At 63.9% G+C, this 23,038-nt stretch carries 20 protein-coding genes; 4 read left to right on the top strand and 16 right to left on the bottom strand.

All coding sequences use genetic code 11. From position 1 onward, the window contains the following. Positions 1–230 precede the first annotated feature (230 nt). Positions 231–1,667, bottom strand: coding sequence for a DHA2 family efflux MFS transporter permease subunit (locus DBIPINDM_RS31135; protein ID WP_258582794.1), 1,437 nt, complete (start codon positions 1,665–1,667; stop codon positions 231–233). Positions 1,668–1,787: 120 nt separating this feature from the next. Here DBIPINDM_RS31135 and DBIPINDM_RS31130 point away from each other — a divergent pair, with 120 nt between their 5' ends. Beyond that, the gene (locus DBIPINDM_RS31130; RefSeq protein WP_258582793.1) at positions 1,788–2,789 is read left to right on the top strand and encodes an ornithine cyclodeaminase family protein; all 1,002 of its coding nucleotides are present in this window, start codon (positions 1,788–1,790) and stop codon (positions 2,787–2,789) included. Next, positions 2,786–4,279: an HAL/PAL/TAL family ammonia-lyase gene (locus DBIPINDM_RS31125; protein WP_258582792.1), complete on the top strand. Its 1,494-nt coding sequence runs from the start codon at positions 2,786–2,788 to the stop codon at positions 4,277–4,279. The genes DBIPINDM_RS31130 and DBIPINDM_RS31125 overlap by 4 nt, the downstream gene beginning before the upstream one ends. A gap of 16 nt (positions 4,280–4,295) precedes the next feature. On the opposite strand, the gene DBIPINDM_RS31120 is transcribed toward DBIPINDM_RS31125, so the two are convergent. The 14 genes from DBIPINDM_RS31120 to DBIPINDM_RS31055 form a co-directional block, all read right to left on the bottom strand. Next, the gene (locus DBIPINDM_RS31120; RefSeq protein ID WP_258582791.1) at positions 4,296–5,099 is read right to left on the bottom strand and encodes a 3-methyl-2-oxobutanoate hydroxymethyltransferase; all 804 of its coding nucleotides are present in this window, start codon (positions 5,097–5,099) and stop codon (positions 4,296–4,298) included. Positions 5,100–5,133: 34 nt separating this feature from the next. Beyond that, positions 5,134–5,448 carry a MocE family 2Fe-2S type ferredoxin gene (locus DBIPINDM_RS31115; RefSeq protein WP_258582790.1) on the bottom strand — a complete coding sequence of 105 codons (315 nt, stop codon included), beginning with the start codon at positions 5,446–5,448 and terminating at the stop codon, positions 5,134–5,136. A gap of 14 nt (positions 5,449–5,462) precedes the next feature. Beyond that, positions 5,463–6,545, bottom strand: a complete 1,083-nt coding sequence (locus tag DBIPINDM_RS31110; protein ID WP_258582789.1) for a fatty acid desaturase family protein — start codon at positions 6,543–6,545, stop codon at positions 5,463–5,465. Positions 6,546–6,594: 49 nt separating this feature from the next. Then, positions 6,595–7,770 carry an aldose 1-epimerase family protein gene (locus DBIPINDM_RS31105; protein WP_258582788.1) on the bottom strand — a complete coding sequence of 392 codons (1,176 nt, stop codon included), beginning with the start codon at positions 7,768–7,770 and terminating at the stop codon, positions 6,595–6,597. 10 nt (positions 7,771–7,780) lie between these two features. Then, positions 7,781–8,563: an ATP-binding cassette domain-containing protein gene (locus DBIPINDM_RS31100; RefSeq protein ID WP_258589388.1), complete on the bottom strand. Its 783-nt coding sequence runs from the start codon at positions 8,561–8,563 to the stop codon at positions 7,781–7,783. Beyond that, positions 8,560–9,540, bottom strand: coding sequence for an ABC transporter permease (locus tag DBIPINDM_RS31095; protein ID WP_258582787.1), 981 nt, complete (start codon positions 9,538–9,540; stop codon positions 8,560–8,562). The genes DBIPINDM_RS31100 and DBIPINDM_RS31095 overlap by 4 nt, the downstream gene beginning before the upstream one ends. An 86-nt stretch (positions 9,541–9,626) precedes the next feature. Beyond that, a complete protein-coding gene (locus DBIPINDM_RS31090; RefSeq protein ID WP_258582786.1) occupies positions 9,627–10,571 on the bottom strand; it encodes a substrate-binding domain-containing protein in 945 nt (314 codons plus the stop codon). Between the two features lie 66 nt (positions 10,572–10,637). Then, on the bottom strand, positions 10,638–11,552 hold the full coding sequence (locus DBIPINDM_RS31085) for a sugar phosphate isomerase/epimerase family protein (protein WP_095203890.1): 915 nt from the start codon (positions 11,550–11,552) through the stop codon (positions 10,638–10,640). A 55-nt stretch (positions 11,553–11,607) separates the two neighbouring features. Then, positions 11,608–12,693, bottom strand: a complete 1,086-nt coding sequence (locus DBIPINDM_RS31080; RefSeq protein WP_258582785.1) for a Gfo/Idh/MocA family protein — start codon at positions 12,691–12,693, stop codon at positions 11,608–11,610. A 35-nt stretch (positions 12,694–12,728) separates the two neighbouring features. Continuing rightward, positions 12,729–13,790 (bottom strand): ABC transporter ATP-binding protein, encoded by a 1,062-nt coding sequence (locus tag DBIPINDM_RS31075; protein ID WP_258582784.1) that lies wholly within the window; start codon positions 13,788–13,790, stop codon positions 12,729–12,731. 1 nt (position 13,791) lies between these two features. Further along, entirely contained in the window at positions 13,792–14,883 is a 1,092-nt protein-coding gene (locus tag DBIPINDM_RS31070) for an ABC transporter ATP-binding protein (RefSeq protein ID WP_258582783.1), read from the bottom strand. Beyond that, a complete protein-coding gene (locus DBIPINDM_RS31065) occupies positions 14,880–15,836 on the bottom strand; it encodes a carbohydrate ABC transporter permease (protein ID WP_258582782.1) in 957 nt (318 codons plus the stop codon). The genes DBIPINDM_RS31070 and DBIPINDM_RS31065 overlap by 4 nt, the downstream gene beginning before the upstream one ends. Further along, positions 15,833–16,693 carry a carbohydrate ABC transporter permease gene (locus tag DBIPINDM_RS31060; protein WP_064988056.1) on the bottom strand — a complete coding sequence of 287 codons (861 nt, stop codon included), beginning with the start codon at positions 16,691–16,693 and terminating at the stop codon, positions 15,833–15,835. The genes DBIPINDM_RS31065 and DBIPINDM_RS31060 overlap by 4 nt, the downstream gene beginning before the upstream one ends. Before the next feature lie 83 nt (positions 16,694–16,776). Then, positions 16,777–18,390 (bottom strand): extracellular solute-binding protein, encoded by a 1,614-nt coding sequence (locus DBIPINDM_RS31055; RefSeq protein ID WP_258582781.1) that lies wholly within the window; start codon positions 18,388–18,390, stop codon positions 16,777–16,779. Between the two features lie 357 nt (positions 18,391–18,747). Here DBIPINDM_RS31055 and DBIPINDM_RS31050 point away from each other — a divergent pair, with 357 nt between their 5' ends. Further along, positions 18,748–19,776, top strand: a complete 1,029-nt coding sequence (locus DBIPINDM_RS31050; RefSeq protein ID WP_258582780.1) for a LacI family DNA-binding transcriptional regulator — start codon at positions 18,748–18,750, stop codon at positions 19,774–19,776. Positions 19,777–19,783: 7 nt separating this feature from the next. Here DBIPINDM_RS31050 and DBIPINDM_RS31045 read toward each other — a convergent pair whose 3' ends face one another. Then, complete coding sequence (locus DBIPINDM_RS31045) at positions 19,784–20,737, bottom strand: heme/hemin ABC transporter substrate-binding protein (RefSeq protein WP_258582779.1); 954 nt, start codon at positions 20,735–20,737, stop codon at positions 19,784–19,786. A 175-nt stretch (positions 20,738–20,912) separates the two neighbouring features. Here DBIPINDM_RS31045 and DBIPINDM_RS31040 point away from each other — a divergent pair, with 175 nt between their 5' ends. Then, positions 20,913–23,036, top strand: coding sequence for a TonB-dependent hemoglobin/transferrin/lactoferrin family receptor (locus DBIPINDM_RS31040; RefSeq protein ID WP_258582778.1), 2,124 nt, complete (start codon positions 20,913–20,915; stop codon positions 23,034–23,036). The last annotated feature ends 2 nt before the right edge of the window (positions 23,037–23,038 follow it).

Raw genomic sequence — 23,038 nt, 5'->3', positions numbered from 1 at the left:
CAGAGCTAACCGGCTCAGCGCCGGTTCGTCAAATGAATCCGCGTTCAGAACGCGGCCTTGTGCCGATATTCGCCGAGTGGACGCATCGATTGCCAAAACTGGCGCAATGCCCGGAAACTTCTGCATTTTTGGCAATTGATTGCGCCATCGCTTCTGTTCGCGAAAACGCTTCATCAAGGCGAAAGGATGAGGTGGAATTTATCTCCGCATCAGCCGAAAAAATCCGATTTTCAATGCCCCGGCGCGTGGCCGGAAACCTCTGCCCCGGCGGCGGGCGGCAACACCAGAAAACGCAGCGCCGCCACCAGCCCGATGGCGCCGATCACGAGAAAGGCGATTCGAAAATCCATGAGGTCGAGTGCCGGTCGCGCCCTGGCGATCTGCGACAGATTGAGGATCGCCGCGGCCACGGCAACGCCGAACAGCATCGCCACCTGCTGCAGCATCGAGGACAGCGTCGCCGCCGAACTGCGCTGCGCCGCATCGATATCGGCGAAGGCCAGCGTGTTGAGCGCGGTGAACTGCATCGAGCGCGACAGGCCGGCGATCAGCATCAGCGCCACCACCAGCGCCTGCGGCGTCTGCGGCGAGATTGCCCCGCAAGCCATGATCGAGGCCGAGGCGATGATGCCGTTGACCACCATCACCGAGCGGAAACCGAAACGCCGCAGCGTTGGCGTCGTGACCGTCTTCATGCCGAGATTGCCGAGGAAGTAGGCCAGGATCATCAGGCCGGCATCGACGGGCGAGAGGCCGAAGCCAACCTGGAACAAAAGCGGCAGCAGGAACGGCGTGGCATTGATCGACACCCGGAAGATGGTGCCCGCGGCAAGTGTCGAGATGGCGAAGGTCAGCACCTTGAACGAAGAGAGATCGAGCAGCGGATGCGGGGCACGCCGGAGATGCCGCACCGCCAACCAGCCGATGACGATGCCCGCAACGATCAGCAGCACCGTCGGCAGCACGCCATCCTCGGGATGCGCAATGCGCTCGAGACCATAGAGCAGGCAGGCGAGTCCGAGCGATGTCAGGAAAAATCCCGGCCAATCCAGCGGCTTGGGATCGGCCTCGCGGTCGCCGGGGATGAAGCGCGCGACCAGCGCCAGCCCTATCAGCCCGAGCGGGATGTTGATGAAGAAATTCCAGTGCCAGGACAGATAGGTGGTGATGAAGCCGCCAAGCACCGGACCGACCACCGGCGCGAACAGCGCCGGCCAGGTGATCAGTGCGGTGGCGTTTAGCAGCTCGGATTTCGAGGCGTTGCGCAGGACGAGAATGCGGCCGACCGGCGTCATCAGCGCACTGCCCAGCCCCTGCACGGCGCGCGCGGCGACGAATTCGGTCAAATTCCCAGAGAAGCCACAGGCGAGCGAGGCCACAGTGAACAGCGCGATCGCCACGAGAAAGATGTTGCGCGGGCCAAAGCGGTCGGCGAGCCAGCCCGACAGCGGCACGAACACAGCCATGGTCAGCATGTAGACGGTGATGCCGATGCTCATCGCCACCGCCGGCACGCCGAAGGACTGGCCCATCTGCGGCAGCGAGGTCGAGATGATCGTCGAATCCAGCAGCTGCATGAAGAAGGCGATGGCCACGATCAGTGCCACACGCCGCGCATTGGTGGCCGTTTTTTCGAGTAAGGCTTCAATGTCGGGAATGGCAGTCATGTCGGTCCGGTTTGAACAGCATTTAGCCGGCAGCGTCCAGACACAGCGCAACAAACTTTCGTGTCGCGCCGTGGCCTGCTATGGGATGGGCGGGGTGACCGAGGAAGTGCGCGCGTAAAAATGAAGCCCATCTATATCGACTATCTCAATGCCCTCGACATCGAAGCGCTTGCCATGACCGATGGCGAAATCATCGCCGCCGTCGAGGCTGGCCTCGTCGCCCAGGGCAAGGGCCAGACGGTGATCGAGCCGCGCGTCCATCTCGAACCGGACCCATCCTTCCACGGCCATTTCAACGTGCTGCGTGGCTATGTGGCGCCGCTCGACACGGCGGGCGTGAAAATCGTCGGCGACTATGTCGACAACTATCTACACGGCCTGCCCTCGGAATTCGGCATCCTCAATTTGTTCGATCCGCGCACCGGCACGCCGCGCGCCATCCTCGACGCCACCGTCATCACCGACATGCGCACCGGCGCCGTCACCGCCATCGGCGCAAAGCATCTGGCGCGCAAGAACTCCAAGGTGCTCGCCCATATCGGCGCGCGCGGCACCGCCTACTGGAACGTGCGCCTGCTCGACCATCTCTTCGATTTCGACGAGATCCGCGTCCATTCGCGCCGCCCGGAAAGCCGCGACGGCTTTGCCGCCAAACTGTCGGCCGATCTCGGCAAGAAGGTCACGGCCGTAGCCGACTGGAAGAGCTGCATCGAGGGTGCCGACATCGTCGTCGAGGCCTCGCGGCTGCCGGAACCACAGCCGCTGCTCAAGACGGAATGGATCAAGCCCGGCGCGCTGGTCGTGCCTTATGGCACGATGAGTGCGGTGGAGCTGTCGCTGACCGATATCATGCAGAAGATGGTGGTCGACGACTGGGGCCAGTGCAAGGGCGGCAAGTTCGGCTCGCTGCGCGCCCATGTCGAAACCGGACGGCTCAGCGAAAAGACGCTGCATGCCGAACTCGGCCAGATCGCCGCCGGTCTCAAATCCGGGCGCGAAAGCGACGACGAGACCATCCTGTTCTGGCACCGCGGCCTGTCGCTCTCCGACATTGCGTTGGGCAAGGCGATGCTGGCCAAGGCAGGGGAAAAAGGCATCGGCCAGAGGCTGCGTTTCGCATGAGCGCGCTCGTCCTCACCGGAGCTGGTGTCAGTGTCGGCGATGTCGCCACCGTCGCCCGCGAAGCACGCAAGGTCGAGATCGGACCCGATGTCATCGGCAGGCTGGAAAAGGCACGAAAAGTGCTCGATCAGGCCGCCGCCTCCGGCCAGCATATCTATGGCCTGAACACGGGTCTCGGCGCCAATCTCGGCACCTCCGTTGATGGCGACGCCAGCGCCTTCCAGCGCCAGTTGCTCGAGGGCCGCAGCGGCGCGGTTGGCGAAGCCCTGCCGGTCGAGACCGTGCGAGCCACCATGGTCGCCCGCGCCTCGATGCTGTCCGCCGGCGGCTCCGGCCTCTCGCCCGTGGTGTTTGTCGCTTTGGTCGACGCGCTCAATGCCGGCATTCATCCGGTGATGCCGTCGCTCGGCTCGATCGGCGCTGGCGACCTCGTGCTGATGACCGCACTTGCCCGCCTGCTGATCGGCGAAGGCGAAGCCGACTATCAGGGCCGGCGCATGCCGGCAGTCAAGGCGCTGACGATGGCACGCCTCGCCCCGATCAGCCTGGCGCCCAAGGACGGGCTGTCGCTGATCAACGCCTCGGCGGTCTCCGCCGGCAGCGGCGCGCTGGCAATCGTGGATGCGCTGTCGGCGCTGGCCCAGCAGCAGCAGGCCGGCGCACTGACCATGGAAGGGTTTGGCGCCAACCGCACCATCCTCGACCCGCGCCTGCACATGGCGCGCCCGGCGGCAGGCCAACAGGAAGCCGCCAAGGCGCTGCACGATCTGCTCGCCCGCGACGAGGCGCCGGCGCCTACTACCTTGCAGGACCCGCTGTCGATCCGCTGCATGCCGTCGATCCACGGCGCGCTGATCGAGGCGATCGGCCAGGCAAAGCGCGCCATCGAGATCGAGCTCAATGCTGCCGCCGACAACCCGCTGGTGTTGGGCGATGACGAACTGGTGCTGTCGACCGGCAATTTCCACACGGCCGCACTCTCGCTTGCCTTCGAGACGCTCAGCCTGGCGATCGCGCAATGTGCCGCGGCGAGCGTCGCCCGCTTCATCCAGCTCACCGGTTCGGGCCGCAACGGCCTGACCAAATATCTGTCGCCCATCGGTGGTGCGTCGGCCGGTTTCGTGCCGCTGCAGAAGACGGCGACATCGATCCTGGCTGCGATCCGCCACAAGGCCAATCCGGTGATGCTCGACTTCCTGCCCGTTTCGGAAGGTGTCGAGGACCACGCGACCCAGTCACCCCTCGCCGTTTCGAAATGCGCCGGGATGATCGCACTGTGGCGACGGCTGATCGCCTTCGAGCTTATGGCCGCCGCCCAGGCGGTTGACCTGCGTGAAGGGTTGACGCTGGCACCACGCACTGGCGCGATCTATGCGGCGGTGCGCGCGCATGTATCGATGCTGAAAGATGATCGGCCGCTGGGCGCCGACGCCGAGGTGCTCCACACCATGCTCGGCAATGGCGCGTGGCAAGGCGCTCCTGCTGCGTGATAGAAGACGGCGTCGTTCAGCTCTTTCCGTCTACCTTTTTCATGAACAGGCTGAGCTCGGCCGGGTCCATGTGCACGATGTGCCTGTCCTCGGGATAGGCGCCGCTGTTGACGTCGGCGACATATTCGGAGAAGGCCGCCACCCGCTCCGCCTGCAGCCGGTCATACTCGGCGGCGAAGTTGCGATAAACCTTGGAGTGGCGCGGCATGTGGCCCCGGTTCTGGCCGAGGATGTCGTCGGCGAACAGATATTGCGCGTCGCAACCGGTGCCCGCCCCCATCGACAGCATGATCAGTGAGGTCCGCTCCGAGATCGCCTTGGCCACCTCGACCGGCACCACTTCGATCTCGGCGCCGATGGCGCCGGCAGCCTCCAGTTGCTTCACCGCTTCGAAGACCTGGATGGCGGTGTCGGCGGTCTTGCCGACCGCCTTGAAGCCGCCGGTCCAGGTGGCGCGGGAGGGAATGAGGCCGACATGGCCGATGACGGGAATGGCGTCGTCGGCCATGCGCTTGATCGTGGCATAGCCGGCGCTGCAATAGACCGCGTCGGCGCCGGCCTTGTAGAGCCGGAAGGACCAGCGGACAAAATCATCCGCCGTACCGATCTCGAAAAAGTTCTCGCCCGGCATGGTAAACAGGCTGGGTGCCGCATCGCGATACTGCGGGTTGAGCACCAGTTCGGGCGGCACCGAGACGATATCGACCCCTGCCCGTTCGGCAGCCTCCGCCTCGTCGAGCGTCAGCACGCGCAGCATGGTCAGCTGGCGCTTGCCCTTCATGGCGCGTAAATCCGCCACCGTCGGTCTTTTTCGGCTCATCGAAAGCGTCCCCTCTGTTGCGTGCTGCGGCAGGTCAGCCGATCTTGATCATGACTTTGCCGGCCTCGACCTTCACCGGATAGGTCGCGAGATTGACGCAGACCGGTGCGCCTTTGGCGGCACCCGTCTTGTAGTTGAAGCGGCCATTGTGCTTGGGGCATTCGATGATGTCGTCCATCACCAGCCCGTCGGCCAGATGCGCCTTCTCATGCGTGCAATAGCCGTCGGTGGCGAAGAACTCATCATCCGGCGAGCGGTAGACCGCAAAGGTGCGGCCGCCATGATCGAAGCGGATGACATCCTCTTCCTCGACATCGTCCACCGCGCACGCTTCAACCCAATCGGCCATCTCGGTCTCCTCAGCTATTCGGCCGCCGCCGACATATCGACCTCGTGAAACTCGCCGCGATAGGCCCTGGCCGTCGGCGGCAGTTCGCGCTTGAGATAGAAATCCTCGTATTTCAGCTGCCGCAGCAGAACCGGCCAGACCTCGCGATAGGCATGCCACATTGACGGGTTCGGCTCGGGCAGATCGTGCTTGATCAGCTCGTGCAGCCTGGGCAGCGCATGATAAGGAACCATCGGGAACATGTGGTGCTCGACATGATAATTCATGTTCCAGTAGATGAACCGGCTGATCGGGTTCATGTAGACGGTGCGGGTGTTGAGCCGGTGGTCGACGACATTGTCGGCAAGTCCGATATGCTGCAGCAGGCCCGTCGTTACCATGTGCCAGGTGCCGTAGAGGCGCGGCAGGCCGATCAGCACCAGCGGCACCCATGACCTCAGCGCGATCGCAAGCGCGATCGTCGCGACATAGATGGCGACATGCCAGCGAGCGACGACCACGGCCTTGTGCTGTTCCATCTCGGGTATGTAGCTCTTCTCGTCGTCCGACAGCGTGCCGAAGGCCTGACGCACCAGCGTCGGCAGCGAATAGCGGAAATCGAGAATGCCGGTGAAAGCCAGCGCCGCCTTCACGAGGTCGGGCGGGCGCATGACGGCGATCTCGGCGTCGCGGCCGACGATGATGGTGTCGGTGTGGTGGCGGGCATGGCTCCAGCGCCATTGCACGGGATTGCGCATCAGCATGAAGCTAGCGATGTGGTAGACGACATCGTTCATCCAGCGCGTGCGGAAAGCCGTGCCGTGGCCGCATTCGTGCCAGCGTGAGTCGCTCGACGAGCCGTAGAGCACGCCATAGACGAAAAGGAACGGCACCACCCACCACGAGCCCCAGAACCAGACGATGCCGGCAGCGGAGCCCACGATGACAGCGAGCCAGATGATGGTGTCGCGGATCGCCGGGCCGTCGGAGCGCTGCATAAGCTCCTTCATCGCCTTGCGCGGCACGTCGGTGTGGTACCATTCGGCCGAAGCCAGGCCGGTCTCGATCGCGGCCCGCGTGCTTTCGCCGACCAGGCTGTAGTCGCGCTTGTTGCCCATCACACCGACCTCCGGTTTCCGGCCCGCCAGCCGGAGCATTCCTGTCGCATCATGCCCCCAATCTCGCAAAATTTCCCGACGGCCTGGGATAATCCTGCTGCGGCTGCCTGGCGATCGCAGCGATCCTGTCTTCCGCCGCCGCAATCTCACCGGCACCGTCTAGGACGCGAAACACCGCATCGTAGGCCCGGCTTTCGCCATGCTCCAGCCAGATCATCTCGCCGCGTTCACGTGCGGCGAGATCGCCGAGCACATGATGGGTCGAGGGCTCGATGCCCAGCGCATACTGGCCAGCCTGGAAATTCTGCCATTGATAGGCGCAAGGCAGTTGATCCTTGCGCGTCACCACTTCGAAGCCAAGGCCGAGCCGGTCGTTGACCACCGCCACCGGCACCTCGCCCTTTGCATCGGCGCCCAACTCATGCTGCCAGACCTGCTCGCTGAATCCCATTTGCGGACCCGGCACGGTGCGGTAGCCGACCTTCTGCGCCTCGTAGCGCGCGCCGGCATGGCCTGCCCACACCACGTCGCGGATCGGCGCAAGATAGCGCGAGCCCGCGTCGAGCAAGGGATGGCTGACATTGACGTGGTAGAAATACATATGCGGCGTGCGGTTGAAGCCGTGATTGACGACACGGTCGGAGAGCCGGATCTCGTTGCCGCCAACATCGGCCTCGATGCGGCGGATGAGATGCAAATCCTCGCCGAACACCGCCGACTGCTGGATGATGCCTTCGGCCCACAGCACGCAGCGGTTGCCATCCCAGCTCTCGCCATAGCCGGTCAGCCGCGCCGGGATCGTGCCGACGCGGCCATGCAGCGAATGGGTGACGGTTTTCTTGCCCGGGTAATTATAGTTCTCGGCCGGCACTTCTTCCCGGCCCAATATGTGGTCGAGGCCACAGGTGACGAGCAGGCCGGAAAAGGAGCGCGCCCAGGCGAGCCCGCTCTCCCCCTCATAGTCGTGCAGGCCCGGATGGCGAAAACCGCTCGGTGAATGCCAGCCGATCGCCTGGCCCTTGAACTCGCAATCGGCGATGTCGAGTGCCCGGTCGACCAGCGCGGTGAAGCGCAGGCCGGAACCGGTGCGAAACTCAAGCATGCGGATGCCGCGCTCCACACCGTCGCCAAGTGTCATCAGCCGCACGCCAGCGAATTGCGACAGCATGCCGGACCGCTCGGCCACTTGCCGTCGCGACAGCGTCTTGCCGTAAAGTTCTACCATGCGACGCCCTTCACTTTGCCCTCGCCTCCTTGAGCAAGGCCGACATGTCGGCGCCGGTGATGATGCTTTCCACGGTCAAGAGGTCGGTGTCGGCGACTATCTGTTCGGCGACGATTTCGCCGCGGCGCATGACGATGATGCGGTCGGCGACCTGGAACACGTGGTGGATGTTGTGGGTGATCAGCAGCACCGAATGGCCGGCGTCGCGCACTTCCTTGACGAAGCGCAGCACGCCATGGGTCTCCTCGACGCCGAGATTGTTGGTCGGCTCGTCGAGGATGATCACCTTGGCGGCGAACTGCATGGCGCGCGAAATGGCGATCGACTGGCGCTCGCCGCCCGACAGCGTCGAGACCAGCGCATCGGCGTCGAGCTTTTTCGAGATGCCGACGCGCTTGAGCAGTTCGGAAGCGGCCTTGCGCAACTTCGCCAGATCAAGCGGCGCGAACACGCCGAGCCAGCCGAATTTGACCGGCTCGCGGCCAAGGAAAAGGTTGCGGGCGATGCTGAGATCCGGCGCCAGCGAGGTGTCCTGGTGGATGGTCTCGATGCCGAGGTCCATCGCATCGCGGGTCGAGCGGATCGAAACCTTCTCGCCGCGCACGAAGATGTCGCCACGATCGACGGGGAACACGCCCGAGATCGCCTTGATCAGTGTCGATTTGCCGGCGCCATTGTCGCCGAGCAGCGCCACCACTTCGCCTTCCCGCAATGTGAGCGAGGCATTCTTCAGCGCGCGCACGCTGCCGAAGGATTTTTGCAGGTTCTGCAGCCGCAGCACTTCCATCGTCAGCTCCTTGCGGCGTTCTTCTGCAGCAGAGCGTGCAGGATGAGCATGGCCAGGATGATGAGGCCGACAAAGATGTTGTAGGCGAGCCCCGGCACGCCGATCAGCACGATGCCGTTGCGGATGGCGCGCAGCATCAGCGCGCCGACAATGGTGCCGAGGATGGTGCCGCGCCCGCCGGTCAGCGCCGTGCCGCCGACCACGACCATGGCGATCACTTCCAGCTCGTAGCCGGTGCCGGCCACCGGCGAGGCGGCGGAGATGCGGAAGGCGCTGATCATGCCGGCCAGGCCGGCCAGCACCGAGGTCGCGATGAACAGCCAGATCTTGACGGTGTCCGCCGGCACGCCACGCGCCACCGCCGCATTACGATTGGAGCCGATGGCGCTGATCCAGTTGCCGAGCTTGGCGTAGCGCAGGATGTAGATGGCAAACAGCGACAGGCCGATGAACCACCACAGCGAGGTGTAGAAGCGGAACGAGCCGATGTTGAAGCTGCCGGCGAGCAGCGTCACGAAGAAGCCGGGCTGGTCCCAGGATTTCAGCGGAAACCCCTGCGTGATGTAGAGCGCTGCGCCGCGCACGACGAGCAGCATCGACAGCGTCACCAGGAAGGACGAGATGCCGATCTTGGTGACTATCAGCCCGTTGATCGCGCCGATCGCGATGCACAGGACAAGCCCGGCCAGAAGCGCGATGCCGATATCCCATCCGCCGTTCTGCACGAGCAGCATCACCACCACCGGCGCCAGTCCGAACACGGCGCCGACGGACAGGTCGAATTCGCCCGCCGTCAGAAGCAACGTCATGCCGAGCGCGATGATGCCGAGCTCGGGCAGGAACGCCATCATGTTGGAGATGTTGAGCGGCGACAGGAAATTGCGGTCGGCGATGGCGAACACCGCAAGCAGGGCAATGAGGATGACGAGCGAGGAGAATTGCGGCGAGCGTATCAGGCTCGATCTGCGTTTCCCGACAGGCATTTCGTCTTCTGCGGCGATCGTCATGACTGTTTGAACCATGCTTCGAAAATGGCGCCCGCCGCGCCAGGCGGCGGGCACCGGTTTTCTCACTTCTTGTCGTAGAGCTTCAGGATCGGGTCGACGCTCGAGGCGTCGTAGAGACCGAAAGTGTGGATGTCGTAGCCGATCGGTTCGCCCGAGGCGGCGAGGCCGAGCAACGCCACCGGCATGAAGCCTTGCGCTGAGGGATACTGCCAGGCGGCGGCGTTGACGAAGCCATCCTTGACGGCCTGCGCCGTCTCCTTGGAGTTGCCCCAGCCGACGACCGGGATCTTGCCGGCTGGCACGCCCGCGCCGTCGAACACCCGCTTGACGCTGGCCGCCACGGAATCGCCGAGCGCGATGATCGCCGGCGGATTGTTGGCCACCATGTAGTCGGTCATCTTGGCGATGATGCCGGCCGGATCGGTGCCGCAATCGACCACGTCATATTTGATCCCGAGCGGATCGAAAACGCTGGCGATGCCTTCGGTTTCCAGCTGCTGGTAGCTGGCGCCGGGAACCTCGACCGGCAGGAACACCTTGTCGCCCTGCTTCACCATCTTGTGGTCGACGAGATATTTCGCCCAGATCGCGCCGGCCTCCTTGAGGTCGGCGCCGACATAGGCCTGGCGTCCCGTCGCCGGATCGTCGGTGTTAAAGAACACGATCGGGATGCCGGCAGCCTTGGCGGCCTTGACCTCCTCGGTCCACAGGCCCGGCTGCGCCGAGGTTGTGGCGATGCCATCGGGCTTTGCCGCCAATGCCGAGTTGAAGGCCTCCTTCTGCGCCGCCATGTCGCCGCCGCTGAAGGAGATCTTGCAGGTCACCTTGAGCTGGTCGCAGGCCTTGGTGGCACCAGCGTTCCAGTCGATCCAGAACGCATCGGACGGACCGCCATGTGACAGCAGATAGAAGGTCTTCTGGCCGTCCTGCGCCTGCGCGGCCGAACCAAGCGCTACGCCGGCGAGCACCGTCGCTGCGGCTGCCAGTTTCAATGCGAATTTCAACATCTCGTTTCCTCCACTTCGTGTCGTGCAAGTGCCGGCACTGCCTTTGAAAGGCAGTGCCATTGCGTCTCAAAGCCCGTTGGCGCGGAACTTCCCGTCGAGGAATGTCTTGGCGCGCGGCACATCGTCTTCCGACAGATGCTCGATGATGACCGGGATGTTCGGATGCTTTTCCGCCAACCGCTTGAGGTAGAGGTCGTAGTTCAGCGAACCGAGGCCAGGCGCCGGCAGTTCGATCTCGCCAACGCCGCGGAAGGTGTGGCTTTCCATCGCATCGGCGTCGCCGATATCGGCGTGCTTCTCCGACTTGTCGTCGCCCGACCGCTTGACGTCCTTGGCGTGAGCGATCTTGATCTTGTCGGTCAGCGTGTCGAACACCTGGTTCAGGATCTGGTCCATCCTGTCGATGTTGTGCGTCTCGAAATAGTTGGTGGGGTCCATCAGCAGGCCAAGGCCCGGATGGTCGACCTGCGCGAACATCTTCACCGTCTCCTCGACCGAGCCGACGACATTGTTGACATAGGTTTCGAGCAGGAACACCGCGCCGTGGTCGTACGCCGTCTGCGCAAGGTCGGCGATCACCTTGCGGCATTCCTCGAAACCTTCCTCGGTCTTGTTCTTGGGGTGATGCACCCAGTCGGATTCGGTGTTGTAGGTGCCGGTTTCCGAGATCACGTAAGGCGAGCCGAAATGGCGAGCGTTGCGGATGATCTCCTTGAGATAGCCGACGCGCTTGTCGCGCTCGGCCTTGTCGGGATGGATGATGTTGGTGTAGCCCGACACGCAGCAGACCGGCAGGTTGTGGTCGCGGAAGACGTCGCGCACCTTCTTCGCCTTGTCCTTGGTGATCTGCCCGGCCGACAGGTCGACATCCCTAAAATGCAAGTCGAGCTGCACCGTGTTGAAACCGAGGCCGCGGATCTTCTTCGCCGTCTCTTCGAGGCCGTACGGGAAATAGCCCGTGAAAATACCTGCCTGCATCATGGTGTGAATTCCTCCCTGTAAGCGATTCAGTTGTCTGGTGTTTCAGTTGCGGTGATCAGATAGCGATTTCGGAAAGCTTGACCGTGCGGCCCGATGCCATCGAGCGATAGCCCGCCTCGACCAGCGCCATGGTCTTGACGTTGTCGGCGACGGAAAGCGCCGGCGGCATGCCGGTCTTCACCGCGTGCTGCAGCTGCTCCATGACGCCGATGAAGGCGTGCGGGAACCACATCGTCTCCCAGCTTGGGGTCACCCACTCGCCGCTGGTGGTCTCGGCCGAGGCATAGGTCAGTGTCGAGGCGGCACCTGTCGGCCAGCCGATCGTGCCCTTGGCGACACCTTTGGTGCCATCGACACGCCAGTTGATGTGCTGGTCGTCCTTGTAGCCGTCCTGGCGCGGACCGGACCAGATATCCTCCAGCGACACGGCAAGCACGCCCGAGGGGAAACGCAGCGTCGAGACGGTGATGCCGTCCAGATGGTCGAATTTGGTGCGCGGATCCTTGCGCGTCAGCGTGGTGATCTCGTCGGGATCGCCAAACAGGAAGCGCAGCACGTCGAGATGATGCACGCTCATATTGGCGAGCGTCAGCCGGTCGTAATCCTCGAGAAAAGTCTGCCAGTGCGGGATGGCATGCATGTCGATCTGCGCGAAGACGATGTCGCCGAGCGCGCCGCTGTCCATGATCTGCTTCAAGACGCGCATCGACTGGTCGTAGCGCATGTTCTGGTTGACCGAGAGGATCTTGCCGGCCTTCGCCGCCTCGTCGCGCAGCTTGACTGCTTCCTCGACCGACAGTGCCAACGGCTTCTGCGCCAGGATCGCCTTGATGTGCTTCTGCTTCAGCGCGTGGCGGATCAGCGCCGGCTGCAGGTCGGGCGGAAAGGCAAGATCGATGATTTCGACAGCTTCGTCCTCGATCAGCTGCTCGGGCGTGTCGTGCACCGTCGGGATGCTCCAGCGCCTGGCGACCTTCTGCGCATTCGCAGGAGTGCGCGAGGCGATCGCCACGACTGGAAAGCCGGCCTCCTTGTAGGCGGCCAGATGGCACTCGGCCATGATCATGCCGGCGCCGACGCAGCCGATCCTGTATTCTTTCGTCCGGACTTTAACGTCCGGCTCGAAGCCCTTGCCTGCCATGTCTTCCTCCCGAAATTCTGTCCTCGCGGCCGCAATCATCTCGCCAACGCGCCTCCGCTTTGCCCGAAATAATGCACGCGGGCCGGCTCGCAGGATATCGCCACCATCGCATCGGGCCTGATGTCAGGCTGGCCGCGCAAAAGCGCCTTCAGCCGCGCCTGCCCGGCGGCGAGCGTCACAACGGTATAGCCGCCAAGCGGCTCGACCTCGAACACCCGCGCCGGGCGGCCCTGGCCCCCATCCGCCCACGGCCTGACCTTGATATCCTCCGGCCTCAGCCCGATCTCGACGGCCTCGGCGGGGGCAGCCTTGTCGGCAATGCGGATCGCGCCTTCGGCGGCTTCGATGCCGCCCTCGCCACGGGCCGATTTGAGGATGTTCATGACAGGCGAACCGAGCAGCCGTGCCACATAGGTGCTCGTCGGGCGGTCGTAGATCTCGGGCGGGGCGCCGATCTGCCTGATCCTGCCATTGTCCAGAATGGCGATGCGGTCGGCGATCGACATCGCCTCCTCCTGGTCGTGAGTGACATAGATCAGCGTCTTGCCGAGCTCGCGCTGGATGCGCTTCAGCTCGACACGCGTTTCCTCGCGCAGCCTGGCGTCGAGCGCCGAGATCGGGTCGTCCATCAGATAGGCGTTGGGGTCGCGCACCAACGCACGCGCAATCGCCACGCGCTGGCGCTCACCGCCCGAAAGCTGCGCCGGCGGCTTGCGCAGGATATGACCGATATGCAGCTTGGCGGCGACGTCAGCAACGCGCCTTTCGATTTGGGACTCGGCGACTTTGCGCTCGACCAGCGGGAAGCGGACATTGTCGCGCGCGCTCATATGCGGAAACAGCGCCAGGTTCTGGAACACCATGGCCACATTGCGCTCGGCCGGCGACACCGCGTTGACCGGCTTGCCGCCGATCAGGATGTCGCCAGCGTCCGGCGTCTCCAGCCCGAGCACCAGGCGTAGGATCGTCGACTTGCCCGACAGCGGCGGCCCGAAGAAGCAGAAGAATTCGTTGTCGTTGACGGTGAACGAGGCGTCGTCGACGGCGACTGTGTTGCCGTAGCGCTTGGTCACATTGCGAAAGACGATGTCAGCCATCTCAACCTGCCTTCATCGCAACACCAGAGGCGGCATCGAAGACACGTACCGACGACGCGTCGGGGGCGACAACCGCGGTTTGTCCGATCGCCAGCCCGACATCATTGTCGAAGACCGCCTTCACGGCGCCCTCGCCCTGACCGAGATGGACGATGGTGCGCGCGCCGATGCGCTCGACGAAGGTGACCGCCATGGCAAGCCCGCGCCCATCCTGCGCCAGCGCCACCTGCTCCGGCCGGAAGCCGTAGAGCACATCGCCGCTTGCACCGCGCAATGTGACCGCCAGTCCATCCGGCAATGGCGGCGTGATACCCAGCGGCCCGAGATCGACGACCAGGCCCCGATCACTCTCCGCCGGCCTGCCCTTGAGCAGGTTCATGCCCGGCGCGCCGATGAAGCGGGCGACGAAGACGTTGGCCGGATTGTTGTAGACTTCGAGCGGCGTGCCGACCTGCTGCAGCACGCCGTGATCCATGACGGCGATGCGGTCGGCCATGGTCATGGCTTCGAGCTGGTCGTGGGTGACATAGACCATGGTCTGCTTGAACTGGCGCTGCAGCTGCTTGAGCTCAGTACGCATCACCGCCCGGAAGGCGGCATCGACATTGGACAGCGGCTCGTCGAGCAAGAAGATCGCCGGCTCCATGATCGCCGAACGGCCGATCGCCACGCGCTGCAGGATGTTGACCGAGAGCCGGTCAGCCTTGCGGTCGAGCAGCGGCGTCAGCTGCAGCAGTTCGGCGATGGCGCCGACGCGGCGGTCGATCTCGGCTTTGGCGGCGCCGCGCATCCTCGGCCCGTAGGCGAGGTTCTGGCGCACCGTCATATGGGTGAAGATGGCATAGTTCTGGAAAACGAAGCCGACACCGCGCCGCCCCATCGGCACGCCGGCCATGTCGCGCTCGCCGAACAGGATCCTGCCGCTGGTCGGCTCCTCCATGCCGGCGATCATGTTCATCGTCGTCGACTTGCCGCAGCCGGATGGCCCGAGCAGTGCCATGAACTCGCCGTCCGCTATGTCGAGGTCCATGGTCTTCAGCGCGGTGAAGTCGCCGAATGTCTTGGTGAGGTTGCGCAGCTGGATCGTGCTCATGCCGCCACCTGGCTTGCCCGCGCCATGCGCTTCATGGCGAACACGGCGACGATGGAGAGCACGATCAGGATGGCGAGCGCGATCGCCGCGACATAGCCCCAGATCAGGTCCTGCGTGGTGACCTTGTAGATGTAGACGGAGATCGTTTCCGTGGCGACGCCGGGGCCGCCGCCGGTCATGATATAGAGCGTGTCGAAGATCTTGAAGTTCTCGATCACGCGGATCGCCAGCGCGATGATGATGATGGTCTTCATCTTCGGCAGCACGACGGTGACGAAGCGCTGCCACGGGTTGGCGCCGAGCAAGGTCGCGGCCTTGATCTGGTCCTCCGGCACGCCGACCAGGCCGGCAAGCAGGATGAGGAACATCAGCGGCGTCCACTGCCAGATATCGGCGATCATCACCGCGATCAGCGCCAGTGTCGGGTCCGACAGCCAGGCGATAGTGACGGGAGAACCGGTAAGCGAAGACAGGATGTCGTTCACCGGGCCGCCCGACTGGAACAGCATGAAGAACATGTAGCCGGCCACCGCCGGCACCACCATCATCGGCATCAGCAGGATCGAATAGAAGATGCGCTTGCCGGGAAAATCGTCGGCGAACAGCGTCGCCAGCGCGAGACCCAGCAGGAATTCGGCTGGCACGCAGACGATCATGACGATGGCCGTGCGCTTCAGCGCGCTCCAGAAGCGCGTATCGGCGGCAAGATCGGTGTAGTTGGCGAAGTTGTTCCACATCTCCCACGCATTCCACCAGCCGAGGCCCGAAAGCGGCGACCAGTCGGTGACGCTGATGTAGAGCTGCATGAGCAGTGGAAAGACCGAGATGAACAGCACCAGGATCTGCGCCGGCAGCGTCAGCCGAAAGCCCAGCCGTGCCCCTTCGTCACGCAGGGCCGGCTTTGTCCGCGCGTCCATCTCGCCCTCCGAAATCGTCGTCATCACCGCGCTCATTGCTTGAGCGCCCCAAAGGTCAGCCCGCGCACCAGATGGCGCTGGATGGCGATGCCCATGATGACGGGCGGCACGGCGGCGATCAGGCCGAGGGCTGCCTTGGCGCCATAGAGCTGGCCGGTCATCGAGGACGACAGCGAGGCCATGTAGACCGGGATCGTCACCCATTCGCGCGTCGTCAGAAGAAGCGCGATCAGATAGTCCGACCAGTTGAGGATGAAGACGAAGAGGGCAGCACTGGCGAGCGGCGCACGCATCATCGGCAGCGTGATGCGGGTGAAGACGCGCAGCCGCGAACAGCCTTCGACCAGCGCCGCCTCCTCGATCTCGCGCGGCATGTCATCGAAGAAGGTCTTCATCAGCCAGAAGGCGAACGGCAAGGTGACGATGCCGTAGATCAGCGCCAGCCCCCACCAGCTGTCGGTGAAGTTCAGGAACGACCACATGATCATGACCGGGATCATCACCGCCATCGGCGGAAACAGCCTGAGCTGGATGAGCGCCAGCGGCAGGTTCTGTCCGGAGCCGAAGCGCGACAGCCCGTAGGCCGCGGCCGTGCCGGCCGACATGGCGATGGCGGTGCCGAACACCGCCGACAGCAGCGATGACAGGATTGGCTTCAGCGCGGTGCGGTCGAGCGCCACGATCAGGCTGTTGGTGGACTCGCCGAAGACGAAGCGGAAATTGCTCAGTGTCGGGTTCTTCGGCCACCATGTCAGGTCGGCACCCGTCGCCGACCATTCGGCGATCGGCTTGAAGGCCATCGACACCATCCACAGGATCGGCACCAGCGTCACCGCCATCGCCGCGAGGATTGCGGCGTAGCGGAATATCTCGAAAGGAACGGAACGCTTCATCTGGCTGCTTTTGCTGGGTGGCGTTGAGTGCGGAGGGGAAGAGCTTTCGCCCCTCCCCTCCGGCTCTGATCCAGGGAGACGGATCAGCTGATCGGATCGAGAACGGTCGGCCATGCCTCCTTGTTGGTCCTGATGGCTTCGAGCAGTTTGTCCTCGCCGATGCGCCGGGCGATCTTCTTCCACTCGGTCTCGGTGTCGGCCATCGCCTGCTCCGATGTCTTGGCCTTGGTCAGCGAGGCCATGAGGTTTTCGTCGAGCGCATTGTGGAAGGCGGTGGCGCCGGGATAGTTGATGGTCGGCACCGTGCGGGCGACCGTCTCGCGCACCACATCCATGTGGTAGGCGTGATAGGTCTGGCGCACCAGCGGATCGGAGAAATCCGAAAGCCGGAACGGATCGAGATAGCCGCCGGGGTTGGCGCTCATCCAGGCGTAGATGCGGGCCGAGCCCAACCATTGCAGCAGCAGGTAGGCCACCTCAGGGTTTTTCGACTGCGACGAGACCATGCCGGTCAGCGAGAACCACAGCACCGAGCGGCTGATCAGCTTGCCGTCGATCTCGCGGCCGGGCGGCAGCATCGAGCCGATCTTGCCGGTGACAGCCGAGTCCTTGTTGCCGGCATTGTCGAGAAATTTCGGCAGGTTGGAGAAGGCGCAGGTCATCGCCGCGCCGCCCTTGGCGAAATTGCCATACTGCTCCGGCCAGCCCCAGGAGATCGCATCCGGCGAATGGTGGACGAGCGATTGGACATATTCGTTGGTGGCGGCGATGCCGTGCTCGGAATTGATCAGCGGCTTGCCGTCGTCGCCGAACAGGAACTGGTTGGGTGAGGCCATCGAGACATAGCGCTGGTACCAGTTGGTATAACCCCAGCCCTGGTTGCGCAGGTCGGTCGAGCCGAACAGGCCCTTGTCCGGACGCTGGAAGAAGGCGGCGATGTCGCCATGCTGCTTCCAGGTCTTCGGCGGCGCCAGATCGTAGCCGTATTTGTCCTTGAAGGCCTTCTGCTCGGCTGCGTCACCGAACAGGTCGGTGCGGTAGACCCAGGTCTGGAAGTCGCCATCCAGCGACACGCCATAGTTCGAACCGCGATATTTGTTGAGCAGCGACACGCCCTTGGCGCCATCGACATAGCCGGTCTTGGGATCGTCCCATTCGGGCTTGTACTGGGCAACGAAGTCGTCGAGCTTGGCGATGCCGCCGGTCTCGGCGAGATCGCCGAGGCGATTCCATTCGGTCGAATAGATGTCATAGGCCCCACCCTTGGTGGAGATGTCCTGCATCGTCTTGGTGAATTCCTGGCCGTTCGGCAGGCCGACGATCTCGATCGGAATGCCGGTCTCTTTTTCCCACAATTCCTTGATCGACGGCGCGCCGGCCGGGAAAGGCTGCGTGAGCTGGCCGATCGAGCCGTCCGACAGGCCGAGCACGATCTTGGCCGGCGCCTTGCCGGCGCCCTTCAGTGCCTTGGCCGCCTCGATGGCGCGGCCTTCCGGCGTGTCGGCGCCATACTGATAGCGCTCGGCGCCCTCGAAGCCGGTCGGGCCGCCGATCATGCCCGGCGCCAGTGCGTCGGCGGCATAGGCGCGGCCGGGACGAATGAATTGCGGGGCGATACCCGTGGCGGCAACGAACACCGCCGCCTTTCCTCCGGACGCCAGCAACCGGCGTCGCGATATGCGGATCAGATCAGACATTGGAATTCCTCCCTCAGGGCTCAATGTTCCTCCACGAGCCCATGAGGGATATTGACGTCAGGATCGGAAGGCTGTCAACATCATAAATAATCAAAATACCTCACAACATCGCAATGAGGCGAGGAAATGCGTCATACCGGGGTCCATATACCGCTCCTTATGCCTCGATTTGATGGGAAATGTGTCTTCCCATCCCGGAATAGCCGTGCCAGTCGACCTGATTTAGCCCGACGGCTTGCGCTTCGGCCAAGGCCGGATACATCATTTCCCATCAGAATTGCCGATGGCGAGGAGTCGCGGCCATCAGGCCAACCGCCGGCATTGCGTGATCCTGATGCGTTGAGGAGATGAAAGACGGTGCGTTCCACCCTGACTGACATAGCCCGGGAAGCCGGCGTTTCCGCCGCCACCGTCGACCGCGTGCTCAACAACCGCCCCGGCGTGCGGGCGCGCACGCGCGAAATCGTGCTCGAAATGGCGCAGCGCCTCGGCTATATCGCCGAAGGCCCGAACGGGGCGCCGCCGCGCGCCTTGCCCGGCGAGGTCATCCGGCTCGACTTCGCACTGCCGGCCGGCACCAATTCCTTCATCAAGATGCTGCACCGACACATCGAGGCGCAGGCTTTGGCGCGCCCCGATCTCGATGTCCACATCGCCACCATAGAAGGCTTCAATCCCGACCGGCTCGCCCGCCTGCTGCAGGATTTGCGCGGGCAGACGCAAGGCGTCGGCGTCATCGCGCTCGACCATCCGACGGTGCGCGAGGCGATCCGCTCGCTGTCGGCCAACGATATCAAGGTGGTGACCATCGCCTCCGACATCCTGCATGTGCCGAGGGTCGCCTATATCGGCATCGACAACCGCGCCGCCGGGCGGCTGGCCGGCTATCTGCTCAACCGTTTCATGGGGCCGGAACGCCCCGGCAAGGTGGCGCTGTTCGCCGGCTCGCTGTCCTATCGCGGCCATGAGGAACGCGAGATGGGATTCCGGCACATATTGACCGAGGAATCGCCCAATCTCGAGATCGTCGAAATGCGCGAAATGCTCGATGACCGCGAAAAGGCCTATTCGGAAGCATCAGCGCTTCTGGACCGGCACCCCGACCTTGCGGCGATCTACAATGTCGGCGCCGGCAACACCGGCATCGCGCGCGCGCTCAAGGAGCGCGGCCGCGCGCAATCCATGGTCTTCCTCGGCCATGAGGTGACGGACGGCACCAAGGACCTGCTGCTCGACGGCACGCTCGACGCGGTCATCGACCAGAACCCGCGCGTCGAGGCCCGCGAGGCGCTCAACACCTTGACCCATGCGGTCCGGGGACTGTCCTATGAATTGCACCAGCCAAGGCTGCAGGTGATCTTCAAGGAAAACATCCCGGAGATCTAATGCCCGCCTAATCCACGCTTACCGGGTCCGGATAAAGCGCCTTCGCCAGGTCGCGGATCGCGTCTGATGTGCGCGGGCCGAAGCCGATCATGTAGGCGCCGTCAAGCACGACCAGCGCCTTGTTTGCCGCCGCAGGCGTAGCCGCCAGCGCCCGGTTGGCGAACACCTGTTCCGGCGTCGGGCCACCCTTGCCGTCGCTCATCATCAGGATGACATCGGGCGCCATCTCGACCAGCTTTTCCTCGGATGCCGGCTTGTAGCCTTGTACGACATCCATGGGATTGAGGCCGCCGGCATAGCGGATGATGGCGTCGGCGGACGTGCCGGCACCTGCCGCGCTCAGTTTCATTAGGCCATGGAAGAACACCACCTTCTTGCGCCGCTCCGGCGGGATTTTCGCGGACAGATCGGAGGCGGTCTGGAAGGCCGCGAGCACTTCGGTGGAAACCGCCTTGCCCTTGTCCTCAAGCCCAAGGCTGGCGGCGATCAGCGTGATCTTGCGCTCGATGCCTTGCGGCGTGTTGTCCTGCGGGACGAGGACGATCGGGATCGCCAGCGACTTCAGCACCTCCATCGCCTCCGGCGGCCCGCTGTCCTCGGCCGCCAGGATCAGATCGGGACGCAGGCCCGCCAACCCTTCCACCGAAAGCTGGCGGCGATAGCCGACGTTGGGTTTTTCGGTCACATCGGGCGGATGTTTGCTGCCCCGGTCGACGGCGATGATGCGTTCACCCGCGCCGAGCGCATGGACGATCTCGGTGACGTCGGAGCCAAGTGTCAGGATTCTGGTTGCCGGCCCCGGCACGACAGTTCGTCCCAGCGCATCGACAACGCTCTCTGCGGCCAGCGCCTTGAAGCCGCAGGACGGTGCCAGCACCGACAACGTCAGGAACAGCACTGCCGCGATCCTGCCCGGCTGGAACCACGGCATCCGCCTACCCTCACCCACACTGCCGACCATGTTCCGCTCCTTGCCCAAATGACTTTTCGATGACCGACTTGGCCTTAAAGTTGACTTGTGTCATCATGTTTTAATATGTGACCCCTGCCCCGACCGCTTGGGTCGAGGGATTCCAATCATGCCAGCCAGGGCCGTTCAGCCGCCGCCAGCAGTTTGCATTTGCTTGGGGGCTTGCATGACAACGACAACAAACACGACCTTGATGGCGAGCACCGCGCTCGCCTTCGTGCTCGGCCTGTGCGCCGCGCCTTTCGCCAGCGCGCAGGAACAGGAGCAGGAGAAAAAGGCCGCCAAGGCCGACCGCCTGGCGCCGGCCACTGCCGCGCAGAACCAGCCGGCGACCATGCTCGACGTGATCACCATCTCGGCGACGATGATCAAGACGGCCGTCATCGAGTCAATGGCCGCCATCAGCGCCGTCGACCAGGACGAGCTCGACCGCATCCAGCCGGACACCGCCGCCGACATCTTCCGCACCACGCCCGGCGTCGCCGCCTCGATGAACGGCGACGACCCGGCGACCGCCATCAACATCCGTGGCCTGGAACAATATGGCCGCGTCGTGGTCACCCTCGACGGCGCCCGCCAGGACTACTGGCGCGTCGGCCATGGCTCGGGCTCGTTCTATGTCGAGCCGGACCTGATCAAGGAAGCCACCGTCATTCGCGGCCCGGTGTCGAACGCCTATGGGTCGGGCGGCATTGGCGGCGTGGTGTCCTTCGAAACCAAGGACGCCGGCGATTTCCTGAAGCCGCAGGAGAGCTGGGCACTGAGCGAGAAGCTCGGCTATGAAAGTAACGGCGACGGCTTCACCACCAGCACCACCGGCGCTTACCGCTTCAGCGACGATGCCGACATCATCGGCAACCTCATCTACCGCGAGCGCGACAGCTACACCGACGGCAATGGCGACACCGTGCCGTGGACCGGCGAACAGGTAACCAGCGGTTATCTGAAGACGACGCTGCGGCCGGCCGATGGCCATGAGCTGAAGCTCGGCGCCATCCTGCAGCGCTACAACGACCAGATCACCGGTTCGAGCGGCTCAACCTCGCCGACGCTGAGCCGCTACGACACCAACACCACCAACCAGACCTACGCCGCCGCCTACACCTGGAAGCCCGACGACAACGACCTGATCGATCTCAGCGCCAACGCCTACCACAACCGCACCCGCGCCGAGCAGACGCAGGTGTGGCCTACCTCGGCAATTGGCAATTTCCGCTTCTACGATGTCGCGACGACGGGCTTCAACGTGAAGAATTCCTCGCGCTTCGACGCCTGGGGCATCGCCCACACGCTGACCTATGGGCTCGACTACTACTATCTCGAAGCCTCCTCGGAAGCAGCACATTTCGGTGCCGGCGAGCAGCAGGGCTATGGCGGCTTCCTGCAATGGCAGGGCGACTATGAGAACTGGCTGCAGGTCATCACGGCTCTGCGCTATGACGGCTATCAACTGGACGGCGAAACCCGGACCACGCCGCCACAGCCAGCCTCGATCTCCGGCGACCGCTGGTCACCGCGCCTGACTGTAGGCGTCACCCCGTTCGAAGGTTTTCAACTCTACGGCACCTATTCCGAAGGCTACCGGGCGCCGGGCCTGCAGGATGTCTTCCGCGGCGGCGGTGCGCATGGCGGCGGCGACAGCTACCGCCCCAACCTTCTGCTGCAGCCGGAAACCGCCAAGAACTGGGAGGCCGGCATCAACATCAAGTGTGACAATGTGCTGACGGCGGGCGACCGGCTACGCGCCAAGCTCAACGTCTTCCACACCGATGTCGAGGACTATATCGACGTCGACCTCACCGTGCTGCCGCGCACGGCGATCAACATCGGCGACGCCCGACTGAAGGGCATCGAGGCCGAAATGGTCTACGATTATGGCTGGGGCTTCGTGAACCTTGCCGGCGCGCTGATCGACGCCAAGGTCGTCAGCGGCGTCTATTCCGGCCAGGCGTTGAACAACACGCCACTCGACCGCTTCTCGGCCACGATCGGCTTCCGCATGCTGGAGGACCAGCTCACCATCGGCGCGCAATATCTCAGCATCGGCGAGATCACTCGCACCAGCCGCACCAATCCGAATGCCGTGCCGGTGGTCGACGACGGGTTCAATCTCGTCAATGTCTTCGCCAACTGGCGCGTCAACGACAATCTCAAGCTCGATTTCGGCGTCGATAACGTCTTCAACACCGCCTACACCGACCCGCAAAGCGCATGGTCGACGACGGCGGCAACGGAACAGGGCAAGGGCCGCACTTTCAAGCTGGCCCTCACCGGCAGGATCGGAGGATGACA

Origin of the sequence: Mesorhizobium sp. AR02, from assembly GCF_024746835.1 — a bacterium.
Classification (GTDB): domain Bacteria; phylum Pseudomonadota; class Alphaproteobacteria; order Rhizobiales; family Rhizobiaceae; genus Mesorhizobium.
This window is presented reverse-complemented; position numbering and strand designations above follow the sequence as displayed.

What these genes read in the sequence shown, in the direction of transcription:
- DBIPINDM_RS31135 (WP_258582794.1), bottom strand. Translation starts at nt 1,667, where the DNA reads ATGACTGCCATTCCCGACATTGAAGCCTTACTCGAAAAAACGGCCACC.
- DBIPINDM_RS31130 (WP_258582793.1), top strand. Translation starts at nt 1,788, where the DNA reads ATGAAGCCCATCTATATCGACTATCTCAATGCCCTCGACATCGAAGCG.
- DBIPINDM_RS31125 (WP_258582792.1), top strand. Translation starts at nt 2,786, where the DNA reads ATGAGCGCGCTCGTCCTCACCGGAGCTGGTGTCAGTGTCGGCGATGTC.
- DBIPINDM_RS31120 (WP_258582791.1), bottom strand. Translation starts at nt 5,099, where the DNA reads ATGAGCCGAAAAAGACCGACGGTGGCGGATTTACGCGCCATGAAGGGC.
- DBIPINDM_RS31115 (WP_258582790.1), bottom strand. Translation starts at nt 5,448, where the DNA reads ATGGCCGATTGGGTTGAAGCGTGCGCGGTGGACGATGTCGAGGAAGAG.
- DBIPINDM_RS31110 (WP_258582789.1), bottom strand. Translation starts at nt 6,545, where the DNA reads ATGGGCAACAAGCGCGACTACAGCCTGGTCGGCGAAAGCACGCGGGCC.
- DBIPINDM_RS31105 (WP_258582788.1), bottom strand. Translation starts at nt 7,770, where the DNA reads ATGGTAGAACTTTACGGCAAGACGCTGTCGCGACGGCAAGTGGCCGAG.
- DBIPINDM_RS31095 (WP_258582787.1), bottom strand. Translation starts at nt 9,540, where the DNA reads ATGCCTGTCGGGAAACGCAGATCGAGCCTGATACGCTCGCCGCAATTC.
- DBIPINDM_RS31090 (WP_258582786.1), bottom strand. Translation starts at nt 10,571, where the DNA reads ATGTTGAAATTCGCATTGAAACTGGCAGCCGCAGCGACGGTGCTCGCC.
- DBIPINDM_RS31085 (WP_095203890.1), bottom strand. Translation starts at nt 11,552, where the DNA reads ATGATGCAGGCAGGTATTTTCACGGGCTATTTCCCGTACGGCCTCGAA.
- DBIPINDM_RS31080 (WP_258582785.1), bottom strand. Translation starts at nt 12,693, where the DNA reads ATGGCAGGCAAGGGCTTCGAGCCGGACGTTAAAGTCCGGACGAAAGAA.
- DBIPINDM_RS31075 (WP_258582784.1), bottom strand. Translation starts at nt 13,790, where the DNA reads ATGGCTGACATCGTCTTTCGCAATGTGACCAAGCGCTACGGCAACACA.
- DBIPINDM_RS31070 (WP_258582783.1), bottom strand. Translation starts at nt 14,883, where the DNA reads ATGAGCACGATCCAGCTGCGCAACCTCACCAAGACATTCGGCGACTTC.
- DBIPINDM_RS31065 (WP_258582782.1), bottom strand. Translation starts at nt 15,836, where the DNA reads ATGAGCGCGGTGATGACGACGATTTCGGAGGGCGAGATGGACGCGCGG.
- DBIPINDM_RS31060 (WP_064988056.1), bottom strand. Translation starts at nt 16,693, where the DNA reads ATGAAGCGTTCCGTTCCTTTCGAGATATTCCGCTACGCCGCAATCCTC.
- DBIPINDM_RS31055 (WP_258582781.1), bottom strand. Translation starts at nt 18,390, where the DNA reads ATGTCTGATCTGATCCGCATATCGCGACGCCGGTTGCTGGCGTCCGGA.
- DBIPINDM_RS31045 (WP_258582779.1), bottom strand. Translation starts at nt 20,737, where the DNA reads ATGGTCGGCAGTGTGGGTGAGGGTAGGCGGATGCCGTGGTTCCAGCCG.
- DBIPINDM_RS31040 (WP_258582778.1), top strand. Translation starts at nt 20,913, where the DNA reads ATGACAACGACAACAAACACGACCTTGATGGCGAGCACCGCGCTCGCC.